14 protein-coding genes are annotated in these 15,789 nt (G+C 42.5%); 5 read left to right on the forward strand and 9 right to left on the reverse strand.

From position 1 onward, the window contains the following. Window positions 1-15: 15 nt before the first annotated feature. The 5 genes from BMZ58_RS20785 to BMZ58_RS08865 are packed head-to-tail and all read right to left on the reverse strand — an operon-like array spanning window position 16 to window position 3,608. Entirely contained in the window at window positions 16-546 is a 531-nt protein-coding gene (locus BMZ58_RS20785) for a chromate transporter (protein ID WP_139207317.1), read from the reverse strand. A gap of 5 nt (window positions 547-551) precedes the next feature. Further along, complete coding sequence (locus BMZ58_RS08850) at window positions 552-1,136, reverse strand: chromate transporter (protein ID WP_083412648.1); 585 nt, start codon at window positions 1,134-1,136, stop codon at window positions 552-554. Between the two features lie 4 nt (window positions 1,137-1,140). Continuing rightward, window positions 1,141-2,148, reverse strand: coding sequence for an NAD(P)/FAD-dependent oxidoreductase (locus BMZ58_RS08855; protein ID WP_075036188.1), 1,008 nt, complete (start codon window positions 2,146-2,148; stop codon window positions 1,141-1,143). Window positions 2,149-2,179: 31 nt separating this feature from the next. Beyond that, a complete protein-coding gene (locus BMZ58_RS08860) occupies window positions 2,180-2,539 on the reverse strand; it encodes a Rieske (2Fe-2S) protein (RefSeq protein WP_075036189.1) in 360 nt (119 codons plus the stop codon). A 1-nt stretch (window position 2,540) separates the two neighbouring features. After that, complete coding sequence (locus tag BMZ58_RS08865; protein WP_083412650.1) at window positions 2,541-3,608, reverse strand: amidohydrolase family protein; 1,068 nt, start codon at window positions 3,606-3,608, stop codon at window positions 2,541-2,543. Window positions 3,609-4,096: 488 nt separating this feature from the next. Here BMZ58_RS08865 and BMZ58_RS08870 point away from each other — a divergent pair, with 488 nt between their 5' ends. Together BMZ58_RS08870 and BMZ58_RS08875 are read left to right on the forward strand one after the other, a co-directional pair. Then, a complete protein-coding gene (locus tag BMZ58_RS08870) occupies window positions 4,097-5,614 on the forward strand; it encodes a BCCT family transporter (protein ID WP_075036190.1) in 1,518 nt (505 codons plus the stop codon). 185 nt (window positions 5,615-5,799) lie between these two features. Beyond that, window positions 5,800-6,570 carry an SDR family NAD(P)-dependent oxidoreductase gene (locus BMZ58_RS08875; protein ID WP_075036191.1) on the forward strand — a complete coding sequence of 257 codons (771 nt, stop codon included), beginning with the start codon at window positions 5,800-5,802 and terminating at the stop codon, window positions 6,568-6,570. A 295-nt stretch (window positions 6,571-6,865) separates the two neighbouring features. Here BMZ58_RS08875 and pfkA read toward each other — a convergent pair whose 3' ends face one another. After that, window positions 6,866-7,825 carry a 6-phosphofructokinase gene (gene pfkA / locus BMZ58_RS08880; protein ID WP_075036302.1) on the reverse strand — a complete coding sequence of 320 codons (960 nt, stop codon included), beginning with the start codon at window positions 7,823-7,825 and terminating at the stop codon, window positions 6,866-6,868. Window positions 7,826-8,056: 231 nt separating this feature from the next. On the opposite strand from pfkA, the gene BMZ58_RS20790 reads away from it, so the two are divergent. Then, the gene (locus BMZ58_RS20790; RefSeq protein WP_139207318.1) at window positions 8,057-8,179 is read left to right on the forward strand and encodes a YfhE family protein; all 123 of its coding nucleotides are present in this window, start codon (window positions 8,057-8,059) and stop codon (window positions 8,177-8,179) included. Between the two features lie 120 nt (window positions 8,180-8,299). Here BMZ58_RS20790 and BMZ58_RS08885 read toward each other — a convergent pair whose 3' ends face one another. Together BMZ58_RS08885 and BMZ58_RS08890 are read right to left on the reverse strand one after the other, a co-directional pair. Continuing rightward, window positions 8,300-8,935, reverse strand: coding sequence for a 2OG-Fe(II) oxygenase (locus BMZ58_RS08885; RefSeq protein ID WP_075036192.1), 636 nt, complete (start codon window positions 8,933-8,935; stop codon window positions 8,300-8,302). Window positions 8,936-9,212: 277 nt separating this feature from the next. Next, window positions 9,213-11,360: a type IA DNA topoisomerase gene (locus BMZ58_RS08890; RefSeq protein WP_075036193.1), complete on the reverse strand. Its 2,148-nt coding sequence runs from the start codon at window positions 11,358-11,360 to the stop codon at window positions 9,213-9,215. A gap of 319 nt (window positions 11,361-11,679) precedes the next feature. On the opposite strand from BMZ58_RS08890, the gene BMZ58_RS08895 reads away from it, so the two are divergent. Then, window positions 11,680-12,504, forward strand: coding sequence for an alpha/beta fold hydrolase (locus BMZ58_RS08895; protein WP_075036194.1), 825 nt, complete (start codon window positions 11,680-11,682; stop codon window positions 12,502-12,504). 76 nt (window positions 12,505-12,580) lie between these two features. After that, complete coding sequence (locus BMZ58_RS08900; RefSeq protein ID WP_244151519.1) at window positions 12,581-14,110, forward strand: hypothetical protein; 1,530 nt, start codon at window positions 12,581-12,583, stop codon at window positions 14,108-14,110. 131 nt (window positions 14,111-14,241) lie between these two features. On the opposite strand, the gene rlmD is transcribed toward BMZ58_RS08900, so the two are convergent. Continuing rightward, window positions 14,242-15,693: a 23S rRNA (uracil(1939)-C(5))-methyltransferase RlmD gene (gene rlmD, locus BMZ58_RS08905; protein WP_075036196.1), complete on the reverse strand. Its 1,452-nt coding sequence runs from the start codon at window positions 15,691-15,693 to the stop codon at window positions 14,242-14,244. Window positions 15,694-15,789 lie beyond the last annotated feature (96 nt).

A 15,789-nucleotide genomic window follows, 5' to 3' on the forward strand; every position in this document is an offset into this window, starting at 1 on the left:
TAGTCTCTTCCTCCTTTAACCATAAATCAAAATCCCTAAAATACCGGAAAGGCTGATCACCAAAAGCGGTGATACTTTTTTATACAGCAGAATCACCGCTAATAACATAATTGCATACTGAAAAGTGTCCACGGATGTTGTAAAGAGATCATTTTGGATTCCCATTCGGATTCCGGCATACAAAATCAACGCCGTTATCACTGGGTGAACTCCATATAAGCTGCGACTCAATAATGGAGTTTGCGCATGACGAGCCAGCAGTTTAGTTAATAAAAGGATTACGAACAAAGAAGGAAGTAAATTACTGACGGCTGCTATGACCGCCCCTCCTACCCCTGCTGTTTGATAGCCTATAAACATGGCCGAATTGGTTGCAATTGGACCTGGAGCTGACCCGGCAATGGCAATAATATCAGTGAATTGTTGGGGAGATATCCATTCATGTTTACGGACCGCTTGTTCCATAAGTGGAATCATCGCATATCCCCCACCGAATCCAAACAAGCCGATTTTAAAAAACTCGATAAAAAGATAGAACAAGAGCATAATCGTCAGCTCCTTTTAGGATGCCACGTATGAGATAACCATCCTGTTAAGGCACCCCCGATGATCAGGAACACCGGGGAGATCGATAAGCTGAAAAGCAGGCTGGTGGCGATTATGAATAACAACACGGTAAAACGATCTTTTATCGCTCCTTTGCCGATTTTAAAAGCTGCAAATAATATAAGTCCGACAATGGCTGGACGAATCCCCTGAAAAGCACTCTGTACAAAGGATAGGTCTTGATAGGCCAAAAAGAGATAGGTTAACCCAAGAATTATTAGAGCGGAGGGAATCAACATTCCGATCATAGCAGCGACGGCACCACCTATCCCACGAACCATGTAACCGATATAAATGGCTGAATTAATAGCAATCGAACCAGGAGCCGATTGGGCGACCGCTAATACATTGGGCACATCTTCTGTCGCAAACCACTTCTTTTTGTTAACTATTTCCCTCTCAATATGAGGAATCAAAGCAATCCCACCCCCAAAAGCGAGGGGGCTGATCCTCATAAAGGTTAGAAACAGGCCAAATAAAACGCTTATATAGTTGTCCGCTCCGTCCGTCTCTTTAGCTTGTAATAACAAGGAATTACTCTCCACCTAACACTCTTGTGCTGTGAGGCGGCTGAACTCTTGTTTTTGGATCAATATAATGTTTTGCCTGGCTGATAGCTGTCGGGGCTTCCCCAAACCCAGTTGCAATCAGCTTCACTTTCCCATCATAGGTGGTAATATCACCGGCGGCATAAATTCCTGCAATATTCGTCTCCATTTTCTGATTGACTACAATCGAATTTTTCTCAATCTCAAGCCCCCACTCTTTAATAGCGCCAAGACTTGATAGGAACCCGTGGTTGACAATTAAGGAATCGATTTCCAAGTTTTCAGTTTTCTCCCCCTTGTTTTCTTTTAAAACCACTGACTGTATGTGGTTTTCTGTACCTACGATATCATCGATCGCCATTGGGGTTTTGATTTGAACATTTGTCTCTTTCAATTGATTGATACTATGTTCGTGGGCCCTGAATTGATTACGGCGGTGAACAAGGGTCGTTTCTGCTGCGATTTCTGACAGCATAAGTGCCCAATCGACAGCTGAGTCTCCTCCGCCGGAAATACATACCCGCTGTCCTTTATGGGCCTGCAAGTCTGTGATGGAATAGAAGAGATTTTTCCCTTCATACTTATCCGCAGATTCATGCTTCAGACGGCGTGGTTGAAACGCTCCTGCGCCACTCGTGATCAAAACTGTTTTCGCATAGTGGACCGCTTTCGTTGTCGTTACTTTGAAAAGGTGCTCCTCGAGCTTTTCTACATTCTGGACGTTTTCTTCCAGGCACATTTCTGGATCAAATTGATTTGCTTGTTCTTCCAGCTGGTGAACAAGGTCTTTGGCTAGGATTTTTGGTGATCCAGCAACATCGTAAATATATTTTTCAGGGTATAAAGCCATTAATTGACCGCCCGGTTGAGGTAAGCTGTCGATGACTTTCACTGACATTTCCCGCATTCCGCCGTAGAAAGCAGCAAATAAACCAGTAGGCCCTCCCCCAATGATAATCACGTCAGATATATTTTCTGTTTGATTTATATTCATGTGTACATCACCCTCTTTTGTGGTATTTGGATTATTTATAAACGATGACATCTTCATCTTCGACCCGTACGTTAAAGCTCGGAAGCTTTTTGTCAGGGTTGGCCAGCATTCGTCCTTCATTTTTTATGTCAAATTCTCTCCCATGCCACGGACAACGAAGGATTTCGCCTTTATGACAGTAATGGTATTCTCCGGGTTCACTCTGTTCAGTCGTTGCACCACAAATCATCCCCTTATGAAGAGGGGCACCTTGATGGTTACATTGGTTCATAAAGGCATAGAACTTACCGTCAGGGGTACGACATATGAGGACATTTTGTTTTCCGAAGAAGGATTCCATCATTTCTCCCGGCTGGATATCCGTTGTCTTACAAACCACTTGTTCCTTCATGTTATCTCTCCTTTGTGTCTGGAATTTTAGGATAAAAATTCTTGGCATTTTCAAAGTAAATTTTCTTTTTTAACTCTTGATCCAAGTTTGGCAACGCCCGATGAGGGGAATCGTAGTCCCAGTGAGGATAGTCCGTTGCAAAGCAAATCATTTCTTCTGTTCCCATTTGTTCAATGAGCGACATAAAGTCTTTTTTATTTAACTCTTCTGATGGCTGGGTACAGAATCGGACATGTTTTTTCATAATGTCACTTGGCTTTCTTTTCAGCCATGGTACTTCGTGTCGTAAGTCTCTAAACTGCTGATCCATCTTCCACATCATATGAGGAATGAACGTGAATCCGCCTTCGATCATCATAAGTCCAAGATTCGGAAACTTTTCGAACACACCGTTAAAAATCATATTGGTGACTTGTTTCATATGGGCGGTAGGGATTAACGTATGCCATTCGATAAAATATCTTGGCCATTTCCCGTAATAAACAGGTGGTTCATTGTGGTGCATGCCAATCATCAAGTTGTGCTTCTCAGCGGCTTCGAAAATCGGGTGATAATACGGATCGCCCCACATGATGTCATCGATTGGAAGTAAGACTTGTACCATTTTCGGATGGTTTCCTACTCTTTCAATCTCTTTCACCGCTTCGTCTCGATCCTGAGCAGCCACATGGACCGATCCATATAAACGTTCGTCTTTATCTAACCATTTATCGATCTGCCAGTCGTTGTAAGCAGAAGCTAGAGCTGCGGCCATCTCGTACCACCCATGCATGGATGATGGAGACGGATCCAACGCTCCTGTCAATATACCGAACTCGTGGCCGATATCATCTAAAAGTTGTTCCTGCATGAATGCTAGATCTGATCCAGCTGGTCTGCCGTCTGGAACAACTGCATCGGCACGATCAACTCCGGCTACGGAAGGTTGGGTATAAGGCATATGTTTCTCTTGAATCCAGTGGCAATTTTGGATGTAATGTTTGAACGGCTCGTCCAAATACTCGAGGAGTTCCTCATATTGGACGCGCTCGTGAATGTCTGTATCGACGAGTGGAATTTGTTTCGGCATATATTAGTCCTCCTTGTGGGCTTGTTTCGCTAGAATAAATCTACCAGCAGATCGTTAAAGTCACCAAATCCACTGAGAGCCGTTGAGTACCACTCAGTGAGCTCAGTTCGTCTCAGTTCTCCTCAGTGAAGCTCAGTGATACATTTTTAATCTTTTAAAATGTAAAAAAATCCCATTTATATTTCAGGACTTTTGTTTAAGATAGTGGGCCGAGAAAACGATTCGCCTTTCTTTGGTGACTGATGGGTCTCCCAGTGGAAAGCGGCCATCCATGGTTTCATCAAAATCTCAGAATGTAGACTTCCAGGTATAATTTCATTGGTTGAATCAGTGAACAGAATGGAGAAGGGTAATCTTCCAGAGAAGAAGGGTATGTGCATTTGCTTTTAAGAGAAGTAGATTTGCAAAGGATAAGATTCATATGTAACATAAAAAAGGTGTTGAATTTTTCGAATTTCGACAGAATCTTACATAAGGAGCGAAGATAGATGAAAAAAGTTTCATGGGTATTTTGGTATGGTCTCGGGATTTGCGGCCTTTTTGTACTATGGGGCGTAATAGGTCCTGAACATCTGAAAACAATGACTTCCAATGCAACCGCTTTTATTTCCACTCGGTTCGGTTGGTACTATTTATTAATTATCATGATCATGCTGGCATTTTGTGTGTACTTGATTTTTTCCCGTTTCAATCAAATTAAACTAGGTAAAAACGATGAAAAGCCAGAGTTCAGCCTGGTTTCATGGTTTGCTATGTTATTCAGTGCCGGAATGGGGATGGGCTTAGTATTTTGGACTACCGCTGAACCTATTTCTCATGCCTTCAAAAGCAGTCCAAACGCAGAGGAAGGTAGTGCTCAAGCTATTAAAGAATCGCTGCAATTTTCCTTTTTCCACTGGGGTATACATGCCTGGGCAGTCTATGCACTCGTTGCCTTAGTACTTGCTTATTTTAAGTTTCATAGAGGATATGCCGGATTGATCAGCGCTACTCTTATTCCGATCTTCGGAAAAGAACGGATGGAAGGAATTCTAGGAAAAATCATCGATACGTTAGCTGTCGTTGCTACCGTAGTTGGTGTTGCTGCCACTCTTGGGTTCGGTTCTGCCCAAATAAATGAAGGACTTGCCTTTCTATTCAATACCCCCAGCACTTATGGAGTTCAATTAATAATATTGATTATCTCTACTGCGCTATTCATCTTTTCAGCCTGGTCCGGTGTCAGCAAAGGAATTAAATACTTGAGTAATATCAATATGATGCTTGGATTCCTTCTGATGATTCTCCTCTTAATCGTCGGCCCGACATTGTATATTTTGAATATGTTCACCAATTCCCTTGGTGGTTATATTACGAACTTTTTCAACATGAGTTTCCGTATCGCACCTATAGATCAGGATAGCCGTGCATGGATCGATAGCTGGACTATATTCTACTGGGCTTGGTGGATCTCCTGGTCCCCATTCGTCGGAATTTTCATTGCGAGGATTTCACGTGGACGAACGATCAAGGAATTTATGCTCGGCGTCTTATTTGTCCCGGCAATTGTTTGTTTCATCTTCTTTGCCGTGTTCGGAGTATCAGCTCTGGACCTTGAGCAACATGGACTCGCAACCATTTCTAATTATCCAATGGAAACAGCCACTTTTGCGATGCTGGAGCAATATCCACTCGGTATGTTGATGTCCTTTATCACGCTTTTTGTTATCGCCATCTTCTTTATTACATCAGCAGATTCAGCCACCTTCGTCTTAGGTATGTTATCAACGAAAGGCTCACTGAACCCATCAGGTACAGTTAAAATTATTTGGGGATTGTGCTTATCCTCGATGGCTGCGATTATTGTATATTTCGGGGGGACCGGAGGATTACAAAACGTCTTGATTATTGCAGCCTTCCCATTCTCAGTCATAGTTCTTCTTATGGGCGTTTCTTTCTATAAGTCTGCAAATGAAGAGATATGGTCTAAAAGACGGAAAAAGAAACAGCAGAAAAAGGTTAGCTGAGATTTTCCAGACGAATAATCCTGCACAGTGACCTCGGTATTGAACCGGGGTCACCTTTTTTTATTGGTCCTTACCTCGCCAAATAGTAACTTGAGCGACCGAGGTATTTTTTCCTATGAACATAGTTTTAAATATTATCGTAAGGGAATAATTTCTATGTGATTTTCTTTACAGGAGGTATATTTGTGAAACGATTAGATGGAAAAGTAGCACTCATCACTGGCGGAAGTGGTGGTATTGGGAAAGAGACTGCGAAACTGTTTCTGCAAGAGGGAGCTCGCGTTGCCTTAGTTGATTTGAACGAGGATGGACTCGATGAAGCAAAGAAAGAGCTGGCTGATCACGGTGATGTGCTGACTGTCTCAGCAAATGTCTCCAATGAAGATGAGGTTCAAAATTATGTCCAAAAGGTGCTCGATGAATTCGGTACCATCGATGTCTTTTTCAACAATGCTGGTATTGAAGGAAAAGTGGCACCGATTACTGAACAAACGGTCGAGGATTTTGATAAAGTGTATGGAGTGAACGTTCGTGGTGTATTCTTAGGATTGAAGCACGTCATGCCTGTAATGATGGAAAAACAAGAGGGAAGCATTATTAATATGTCTTCTGTTGCAGGCCTGATGGGATCTCCAGGAGTAGCACCATATGTATCATCCAAACATGGAGTGGTTGGATTAACAAAAGTTGCTGCCCTCGAAGCAGCAGATTCTACGGTACGCGTCAATTCTATACATCCATCTCCCGTAAACACGAGAATGATGCGCTCCCTTGAATCAGGATTCAACCCTGAAGACGCTGAAAGCGCAAAAACACAGCAAGAACAAGCCATACCTCTTAAACGATACGGAGAGAGTGAAGATATCGCTAAACTAGTCTTGTTCCTAGCCAGCGATGATAGTAAGTTCATCACTGGAAGTCAATACCGTGTCGACGGTGGTATGGGTGCAACTTAAAGCATCTTCCCTCCACAATCTCTTGTTAAAATGCATATAAAATCGTCTGAAAGCAGCCCATCCAGCTTTATCTTGGATATGGCTGCTTCTCTTTATTTCTAAGGAAAACAGATGGTACAAGCTATACTTCATGTTAGCTTGTAACCTATCAGGTTTCGAATATTTCCACCTAAAAAAACGCCTGCCCTTGTTAAGAAAGGGAAGGCGCTTTTATTGGAATGTACTCTTGAGCATATTAAAAACTGCCCGTAACAGAATATACTCGGAAATCTTTTTGGCATTGTCCCTTTCTACCTCATATAGACAATCTCCCGGATAAATCGTACATACTTTCATCAATGTGCCGCTCTTGTGTAAAAACTTCTTCAAAGGAATAACTCACTGGCTTGCTGTCTTTCAGTGCTACTAATTTTCCTGATTCCTGATTAGAAAGCAACTCGATGGCGTAAGCTCCTAAACGACTAGCCAACACTCGATCTCTGGCGGTAGGAGCCCCACCACGCTGTGTATGCCCCAAAACGGTCACACGTGACTCTAAACCTGCTTCTTCCTTAAGCCTGGCATTGAGATCGATTCCACTCACAATTCCTTCTGCAACGATAATAATGCTGTACCTTTTGTCTCTTGAAGGGCCACGCTTGATTTGCTCTACAATTGTCTCTACGTCATCTTTCTTTTCTGGTATTAAAATATTTTCAGCCCCGCCTGCAAGCCCGGACCATAAAGCTAAGTTCCCTGCATCTCTCCCCATCACTTCAATAATGGAGGATTTCTCATGGGATGATGCTGTATCACGAATACGATCCACATAGTCGATGATTGTATTTAGTGCTGTATCAAACCCTATGGTCTCCTCTACAAACGGAATATCATTATCTATAGTGGCCGGAATGCCGATACACGGGAATTCTTTTCTGGCTAGCTCTGCAGCGACTTTTAATGCGTCTCTTCCCCCAATAATCACGAGGCCCTCTATCCCGTTTCTTTTTAAGTTATTTATCGCTTTCTGCTGTCCTTCCTCTGTAGAGATCTCTTCACTCCTACGCGATTGGAGGATCGTTCCTCCGCGTTGAATAATCGAACCTACAGAAGCTGCCTCCATCTGTTCCACTGTTTCATCTAAAATCCCTTGGAATCCATACTTGATCCCAACCATCTCTATTCCGTCATATAGCCCTGTTCTTACTACGGAACGTATAGCTGCATTCATTCCTGGAGCATCTTCTCCACTGGTTAAGACACCGATTCTATCCATTGTCATCACTCACTTTCCTACTGATCACCACTATATATTCTATACCCTTCCAATGACAGTCACAAGTGGGCCTTCTTGAGCATAAAAGCCATACCTATCAGTTTCAAGTGCTGGTGAACGCTTAGCGAATGGAAAGCATGATTTTGGCAGGTCCAGACCAACCATGTATAGAATAACCTTCTCCTAAAAAGTTCATAATGATACTAATGACAGATAAAGGAGGAATCAGCAATGAAATCGAAAGCCCAAATGGCCAAAGAAAAAAGAAGTACGTTAACTAAAACGCAACAAGTGAGATTTCAGCAAGACTTTAAAAGAGCGAACAAAATAGTAGAAAACACAAGAATGAAATAGTGGTAGTTAAAGCTGCTCCCCTTACTGTCAAAAAAACACCTGCAATTGCCATCCTATGGCAATTGCAGGTGTCTCATTTAGGTTCATCTTTATCCATCCAACTTTATACCATTCGCTTCCTTACCTATACTGTTTTCTTCGCACCCACATCGTTGCTGCCCATTTTTCTCCGGATGTGACCGGCGAGCCCCCGTGAAGGGTCCGTTCATTGATCACCGGATCCGAATAGAAATACTCGAAATAGACACCCATACCTTTATGTGGAGATACAGAAAGATTCATGTGTGGAAAGTAGGTTTCCCCTCCCTCCTCTACATCATTTAAGTAAAGGACAAGTGTGCTGATTCTCGGGTTATTTGTCGCTTTGACTTTTGACTTAAAATAATCATAATGTGCTTTATATTCTTGACCTTGTTTGTAATTCAAGATGTGAAGTCCTTCTCCATGTTCGATCGGTACATTCATAATATGTGCCAACCGCTTTTCAATTCTGGTCGTGACATCGTCTTCAGGAAGGAATGTACTGCTGCTTGTCCGAATGTCGCTTACTTCATGGTGTGATCCGATTTTCGACCGGTTCATCCGATTTTGAGAAAGACGGATAAGTTCATCACACTCAGCATCACTGACCACATTTCCCAATATAGCAATCTTAGGATCTTCCATTTTAGCAATGATCGCGATTTCACGGTCCTCTGTCAAAATTTTGTTACCTGTGTGGTCGAAAATGGAAGCTTCTTTCACTATTAATGTCAACTTTTCATCAACCTCTTCTGTTTTTTATAAAACGCTTTCAATAAACCGTATATCCTCGAGGAATGGTAAGATATGAGATATATCATACCATCTTTTTATGGTTTATTCTTAAATTTTATAAAAATTACAGAATTGTTCACAAATGTTAGAAGTTTACTATTTTTTTAGACTCCCTTTTAGAGATTTCACCTAATAAAAAACACCATCCCCTCATTCTTTTACATCGTGAGGAGATGGCGTCCTCGCCTAGCCCCATAAGGAGTGGCGAGCACTAAGTCTAGCTTCTTGCTTCCGTTTTTTTATTAAAATCGAACTTAATTTTATATTCTTCGTCTAATGTTAAAGCAGTGCTGAACGTCTTCTTTCCCTTAAATCCTTTTAACACCTTCGTCCTCTTCTTTTCGCAAAGGGTTTTAATCATATTTGGTGTCAGTGTTTTTCCAGCCAACCTCTTCGGGAAACTCACTTTGCACCCTTTTTTGTACTCGGAACAGGCATAAAATTTATATCGATCCATGATGGCACCTGTCTGGCACGCAGGACATTTGGCAATTGGCGTATTCCATTTTTTCTTTTCATCTGTGGTTAGGATTTGGACCTGTTGAAGGGAACCAGGAGTCTCTTGAATCAGCTTTTCAATGAACTGTCTCGTCTGTTTGATGAACATTTGTTTCGACCCTTCTCCGCTACCGATCTTCTTCAAATACGACTCCCACTTGGCAGTCATGGAAGGGGATGATAACAGTGTTCCTTCAATCGCTTCACAGAGCATGATCCCCTTAGCTGTCACATAGACGTTGTTCTTTTTCACTTCAATGTACTTTTGCGCCTTGATTGTTTCAATGATGCTTGAACGGGTGGCTTCGGTACCAAGGCCTTCGACTTCTTTTAGAATTTCCACATCTTCTTCATCATCCATGAGTTTTCCACACGTTTTCATCATATTGATCAACTGGCCTTCAGTGTACGGTTTCGGTGGCTGCGTCATACTTTCTTTTATATCGAGGCGTGCACCCACCTCCTCCCCTTTCTGCACATTCGGAAGGAGCGCTTCTTTGTCTTGCTTCGCTTTTGATGGCTTAGGAAAGAGCTCTTTCCAGCCTTGCTGCACTTCTCTCCTCCCTGTCGATTTGAAAGGCAGTTCTTGAACATGAGTGAAAATCGTCGTTTCTTCATATACGTAATCATTATGGAACATCGCTAGCGTCGTCGCCATGACTTCGTTATAAATATTACGCTCTTCCCGACTCAGCCCACTCAGCTTTTTCTCCGTCGGGACAGACTTCGTCGGAATGATCGCATAGTGCTCCTGAACTTTCTTACTGTCGACATACCGCTTCCTCGGTTTCAAAGACAGAGGGGTGAAGGACATATCTAACGTATCCTGGTAAGCCTTCAAGTTATTCACTAGATAAGAGAATTCACTTTCAGTAATATAATTACAGTCTGTTCTTGGATAGGAAACGAGTCGTTTCTCATAAAGTTTCTGTATTGTCTTCAATACTTGCGACGGCGTATATTTCCAGCGTCTATTCGCAACACTTTGCAAAGTGGACAGCGAATGCAGCTTCGGTGATTTTTGGTGTTTGGTCTTTTTGTCTACACGTTGGATCATCCCTGTATGAGCTTCTTTTTCTTTCAGCCCATGCTTGTCCATCAGCTCCTGAACCTTCACTTTATCTTTTTCCTTAATTTCAGCTAAGCCTTTGTAGGAACCTGTCGCTGATTGAAAAAGCCCCTCAATTTGGTAGAAAGGCTCTGATACAAAGTTCTCAATCTCTTTGTGCCTCTGATAAATCAAGTAAACCGTAGGCGATTGTACACGACCGATCGACAAGTAGCTTCCGAAGCCTTTCTTTTGCAAATGTAATGTGAACAGACGGCTGGCATTAATTCCTACCATCCAATCACTGATTTGACGGGCCTTCGCTTCATCAAACATCCGCAAATCTTTTTCATTGTTTTGTAGATTATTAAATCCTTTGCGCACTTCGTCCTTCTCAAGAGAGTTGATCCATAGACGGTGAATAGGTTTACCCTTCACGCCCGTTAAACGGAGAATACTGTAGAATATGTTTGACCCTTCCCGGTCGACATCAGCCGCATTCACGAGCACGTCCGCTTGTTGGAACAAACGCTTGACCTCTTTAAACTGGTCCCACTTCCCTTTCGATACTTTTTCAAGAAATCGATCAGGAACGATCGGCAGCTGATCAAGCTTCCATTTCTTCCATTCCGGCTTATAGTCATGAGGTTCTTTCAATTCCACCAGATGGCCGACTCCCCATGTGATGGTCGCTCCATTCGGGAAGGTATCATCCGGTTTTAAAGTAATGTATGTTTTTGTTTTTTCCTGTATTGTAAAAGCCTCTGCATAAGCTTTTGCCTGAGAGGGTTTTTCGGCTAAGATGACCACTCGTGTCATGGTCTCCCACTCCCTTCATTGAACCCCAAGAGTACTATGAGACGAGATGGAAAGCAAGGGATTTACAATAGAATAGAAAGCCCTAAAACGTCCCTGAAAAAAGGGGGACCAACCCTCTCATAGAGAGAGGAGAATATGATTATCACCCGGACACCTAGAATTGCTCCTCCCCACCGCACCTTTTTAAATATCCTTAACGGGTACCTATTCCATCCCCTAGAACATCTAAATCATTACATAAAAAAAGAAATCGCAGGAAGGTGTGTTGAATAAGATTTAGAAAACTGTTTCGTATATTTATAAAATGGGGAGGAACACAATGAAAACTAAGGAAGCTTATATTGAAGTGGATCCAGGAGTTGAATTATATGTACAGGATATCGGCACGGGAGACCCTATCGTATTCATCCCAGGTTTTACATTTACTACCGAGGTTTTCACCGAACAGGTGGAGCATTTTTCCAAAACGCACCGAACCATTGTGATTGATCCTCGAAGTCATGGACGATCTACTATAACCGTTCAAGGAAATGACTATGTTACTCATGGGACAGATCTGCAAAAAGTGCTGAATGCGTTAAAAGTAGAGAATGCAACATTTGTAGGCTGGTCATTCGGATGCTTAACGGCATGGGAATATGTTCGCCAATTCGGTACCGATCACATCAATTCCCTTATTTTAATTGATATGCCGCCGAAATCATTATCCCTTCAACAAGACGAGGATTGGGTGGAAGGACCACTTGATGATCTCGCAGCAGCTTATACGAACTATCTGCGAAATCCGCAGGGGCAGCGGGATTTCATTTCAGCCTATGCCACCGGAGTAATGGTACAGCGAGAACTTAAAGATGAAGAATTAACATGGCTCGTGGAGCAATCCTTAAAAACACCGTATTATATAGCCGCCAATTTATTCGCTTCCGGCCTCTTCTCTGATTATCGGAAGGAAGCTACCCAGAGTAGTGAATCTGTGCCGACTCTTTTCATTGTCGCTGAGCACTGGGCACCTACAGCGCATACCTATCTAAGAAAACTGACTCCCCAAACATCAGTGAAGACACTTGGTGGCCACCTCATGTTTTGGGAACATAGTGAAAAGTTTAATGAGCTCATGGATGCTTTCTTGGAAAAGAATAGATAACACCGCTTTTTCAACCTTAAGCTGCACCGAAAAGACTACCTCATTTACTAACGAGGTAGTCTTTTCGGTGTTGTGAATGTCAATCGTAAAAGAAAATAGGAGTCCTTCTTGTGCAGGATTCAAGATAATTCAGCTTCCATGTGTTACGATGTGTAAGTTAAAACAATGCACTAAGATTGGAGTAACAACAATGGTACAACTGGCCAAACGAGGTTATACCTTATGTATTAGTTTATATGTGATTATGCATTTTGTCGTTTCTTTCACACATGGAGAAGAGCTTTCGACGATTATTTCCTTATTCGGGTTGACTGCTTTTATCATTGGGTATCTTTTCTTGCCTCTCAAGCAAGCATGGATCTCCCTTTTACTTGTTGTAATCGCCCTTATTGTCCATATATCAGCCGGAACTTCTCTTATAGAAGCAAGTGTTTCCGGCTTTACCGTAATGAGTGGGCTGATCGCTCTCTTGCTCATCGTTCCTATGATTAGCTGGGTTTTAGAAGAAAAGCCATACATTGCATCCGTCATTAATTTCGCTCAAAAGCTTCTTAATACAAGTCGCAAGTTTTATATTGGGATGATGGTGATTACGCAGATCATCTCGTACTTCCTATTATTCGGCTCCATCCCTATGGTATATGGGATGATCAATGATTTCTTAAGCAATCAAAAGGGGGAGGTATGGGAGAATTATAAAGGAACAGCGTTACTTAGGGCGTTCGCCTTAACAACATTGTGGGTTGTCAGCATACCGAGTTTTATTTTTGCTGTGGAGGCCCTGGGTGCATCGTTAGGGTTATCGATCTTGCAAGGTTTCTTCATCTCTTTCGCTGGAATTTTATTATCTGTTCTCTTCTCCTATTTTCAAGAACGTCATTATGGAGTGGACCTTACAGCAGGTATTCAAGAGCAACTGGCTAAGATTACAGAACAAAAGAAACAAGATACACAAGGGAATCGAGATGCACGCGAATTCGGCCTTCTGTTTGTGACTTTATTCGGTTCCATTTTTCTTCTTAACGCATTGTGGAACGTGGAATTACTCCTCATTATTCCGATCGTAATCATAGCGTGGGTCCTACTCTACTTTATCATTCGCCGAAGAAGCGGGGCGATTACGGAAAATGGAAAAACTTATATAACAAAAAGCATTCCAAACAAAGCGCAACAGTTCTCGATTCTATTGGCGGCTGGATTTTTAATCGATGCGGTGAATCAGTCAGGATATGGCGAGTATATTATTGATGGTCTCTTTTATGTATCCGATGCCGTACCATTTTTGAACTTCCTATGGGTACTTCCTTTTGTCGTGATCATTTTAGGATTTATCGGACTTGGTCCCCTGACGGTCATTGTCCTTGTCTCAGGAATTTTGCAAGGGGTCGAACTTCCCTATCCACCGGAGATCGTCGTTCTTGGAATAACATCAGGAAGCGTAATTTCGATTATGTTATCCCCACTGATTTTACCATCGATTATTCTAAGTTCTGTGAACCGACTCAGTATCGTTAAGAATGGCTTACTATTCAACTACAAATACGCCATTGCCTTTTATATTATGGTCCAAATTTATCTTCAACTGTTTGTTTTGTTGTTTTTATAAAGAAAATTATTTTTAAGAAGATGGTGAGAAACTGCCGCCATCACTTTTTCAAACACCTTCCCACACAAAAAGTGCCTGTACCTCAAAGAAAGGGTACAGGCACTTGAATTTTTTGGGAATTTTATTATCCGTTACCCTTTACGCACTAACTTTGCAACCGATTCTACATGATAGGTCTGCGGGAACATATCCACGGGCTGAATTCCTTCAACTTCATATCCATTCTCCACTAAATATTTCAAATCGCGAACCTGTGTTTCCGGGTTGCAGGAGACATACACGACACGCTTCGGATGCAGCTTCACAACACTTGATAAAAATGCTTCATCACTTCCGCTTCTCGGGGGATCCATGATCACCACATCGGCTTTATCCCCGCGCTCTGCCATATCTACCATGAATTCTCCTGCATCCCCCTGATAGAAACGCGCATTTTTCACACCGTTTCGTTTGGAGTTTTGGATAGCGTCTCGAACCGCATCCTTGTTAACCTCGACGCCGATGACCTTCCCTGCTTTTTGGCTGGCAATAAGACCAATCGTTCCAATCCCGCAGTAGGCATCGATTACAGTTTCCTTCCCTGTCAATTCGGCCATCTCAATCGCTTTTCCATATAATTTCTCCGTCTGTGCCGGATTAATCTGATAGAAAGATTTCGCCGAGATTTCAAACTTCAGTCCACATAAGGTATCTGTAATCGTTCCTTTACCGAACAATACGTCCTCCTGATCACCTAGAACGATACTTGTTTTCCGTTTATTCACATTCAACAGCATTGTCGTAATTTCCGGGTGTGCTTTTCGTAAAGCTTTCACAAAATTCTTTTTGCCTTTAAATTCCGGAGATGCAGCGACCAATACCACCATGATTTCTCCACTGACTTTGCCAACTTTAACTAGTACATGCCGTAAAAATCCCTGTCCAGTGTCTTCGTTATACGGCTGCATTTTCGAGTTCTTCATGTAGTCTTTGATGGTCGCTGCGATATCATCTGCTTTCGGATCATGAATGAGACACTTATCGATCGGGATGATTTCATGCGTATGTGGACCGTACAACCCGCCAATCACTTGACGCTTATGATTGAGACCGAATGTCATATGGTTCTTATTCCGGTAATCATACGGGTGATCCATCGTCATAATAGGTTCCGGCTCTCCAAACGGCTTCATCAGACGATTTATCGTTTGCTGCTTGAAACGCGATTGTGCCTGGTTGCTCATATGCTGGAGCTGACACCCTCCGCACTCATAATAATACGGACACGGCGGGTCGACCCGTTCTTTTGCTGGATCGATCACGCGTTTCAACTCTGCCGTTACAAACCGTCCCTTCTGGGAAATGGCCACCTCAGCCTTCTCACCAGGCAACAGAAGTGGCACTTCCAACTGTTTTCCTTTCCACTCAGCAATGCCTCTTCCTTCATCAGTCAAGCCTGAGCAGGTTACCTCGGCAATGACAGATTTCTGACCTCGTGAAGGTTTATCAATCTCTTTACGCTTGCCTTGTGGAGGCTTCTGTTTCCCGGATCGGTTCGGTTTATTTTTTGTTTTCTTGTATCCATGATTCTTTCGTTTACTCATAGGCACTTCCTGTCTTTTGTTAATTTCCCCTCATTATAAACTACCCAAATCCAAGGGTAAAACAACCAACTACATTTCAGTGCCAAAAACAATTGA

Origin of the sequence: Halobacillus dabanensis (genome assembly GCF_900114165.1) — a bacterium.
Classification (GTDB): domain Bacteria; phylum Bacillota; class Bacilli; order Bacillales; family Halobacillaceae; genus Halobacillus; species Halobacillus dabanensis.

Coding starts and splice junctions, on each gene's coding strand:
- pfkA (WP_075036302.1), bottom strand. CDS start 7,825: ATGGATAGAATCGGTGTCTTAACCAGTGGAGAAGATGCTCCAGGAATG.
- BMZ58_RS08860 (WP_075036189.1), bottom strand. CDS start 2,539: ATGAAGGAACAAGTGGTTTGTAAGACAACGGATATCCAGCCGGGAGAA.
- BMZ58_RS08870 (WP_075036190.1), top strand. CDS start 4,097: ATGAAAAAAGTTTCATGGGTATTTTGGTATGGTCTCGGGATTTGCGGC.
- BMZ58_RS08865 (WP_083412650.1), bottom strand. CDS start 3,608: ATGCCGAAACAAATTCCACTCGTCGATACAGACATTCACGAGCGCGTC.
- BMZ58_RS08890 (WP_075036193.1), bottom strand. CDS start 11,360: ATGACACGAGTGGTCATCTTAGCCGAAAAACCCTCTCAGGCAAAAGCT.
- BMZ58_RS08855 (WP_075036188.1), bottom strand. CDS start 2,148: ATGAATATAAATCAAACAGAAAATATATCTGACGTGATTATCATTGGG.
- BMZ58_RS08900 (WP_244151519.1), top strand. CDS start 12,581: ATGTCAATCGTAAAAGAAAATAGGAGTCCTTCTTGTGCAGGATTCAAG.
- BMZ58_RS08895 (WP_075036194.1), top strand. CDS start 11,680: ATGAAAACTAAGGAAGCTTATATTGAAGTGGATCCAGGAGTTGAATTA.
- rlmD (WP_075036196.1), bottom strand. CDS start 15,693: ATGAGTAAACGAAAGAATCATGGATACAAGAAAACAAAAAATAAACCG.
- BMZ58_RS20790 (WP_139207318.1), top strand. CDS start 8,057: ATGAAATCGAAAGCCCAAATGGCCAAAGAAAAAAGAAGTACGTTAACT.
- BMZ58_RS20785 (WP_139207317.1), bottom strand. CDS start 546: ATGCTCTTGTTCTATCTTTTTATCGAGTTTTTTAAAATCGGCTTGTTT.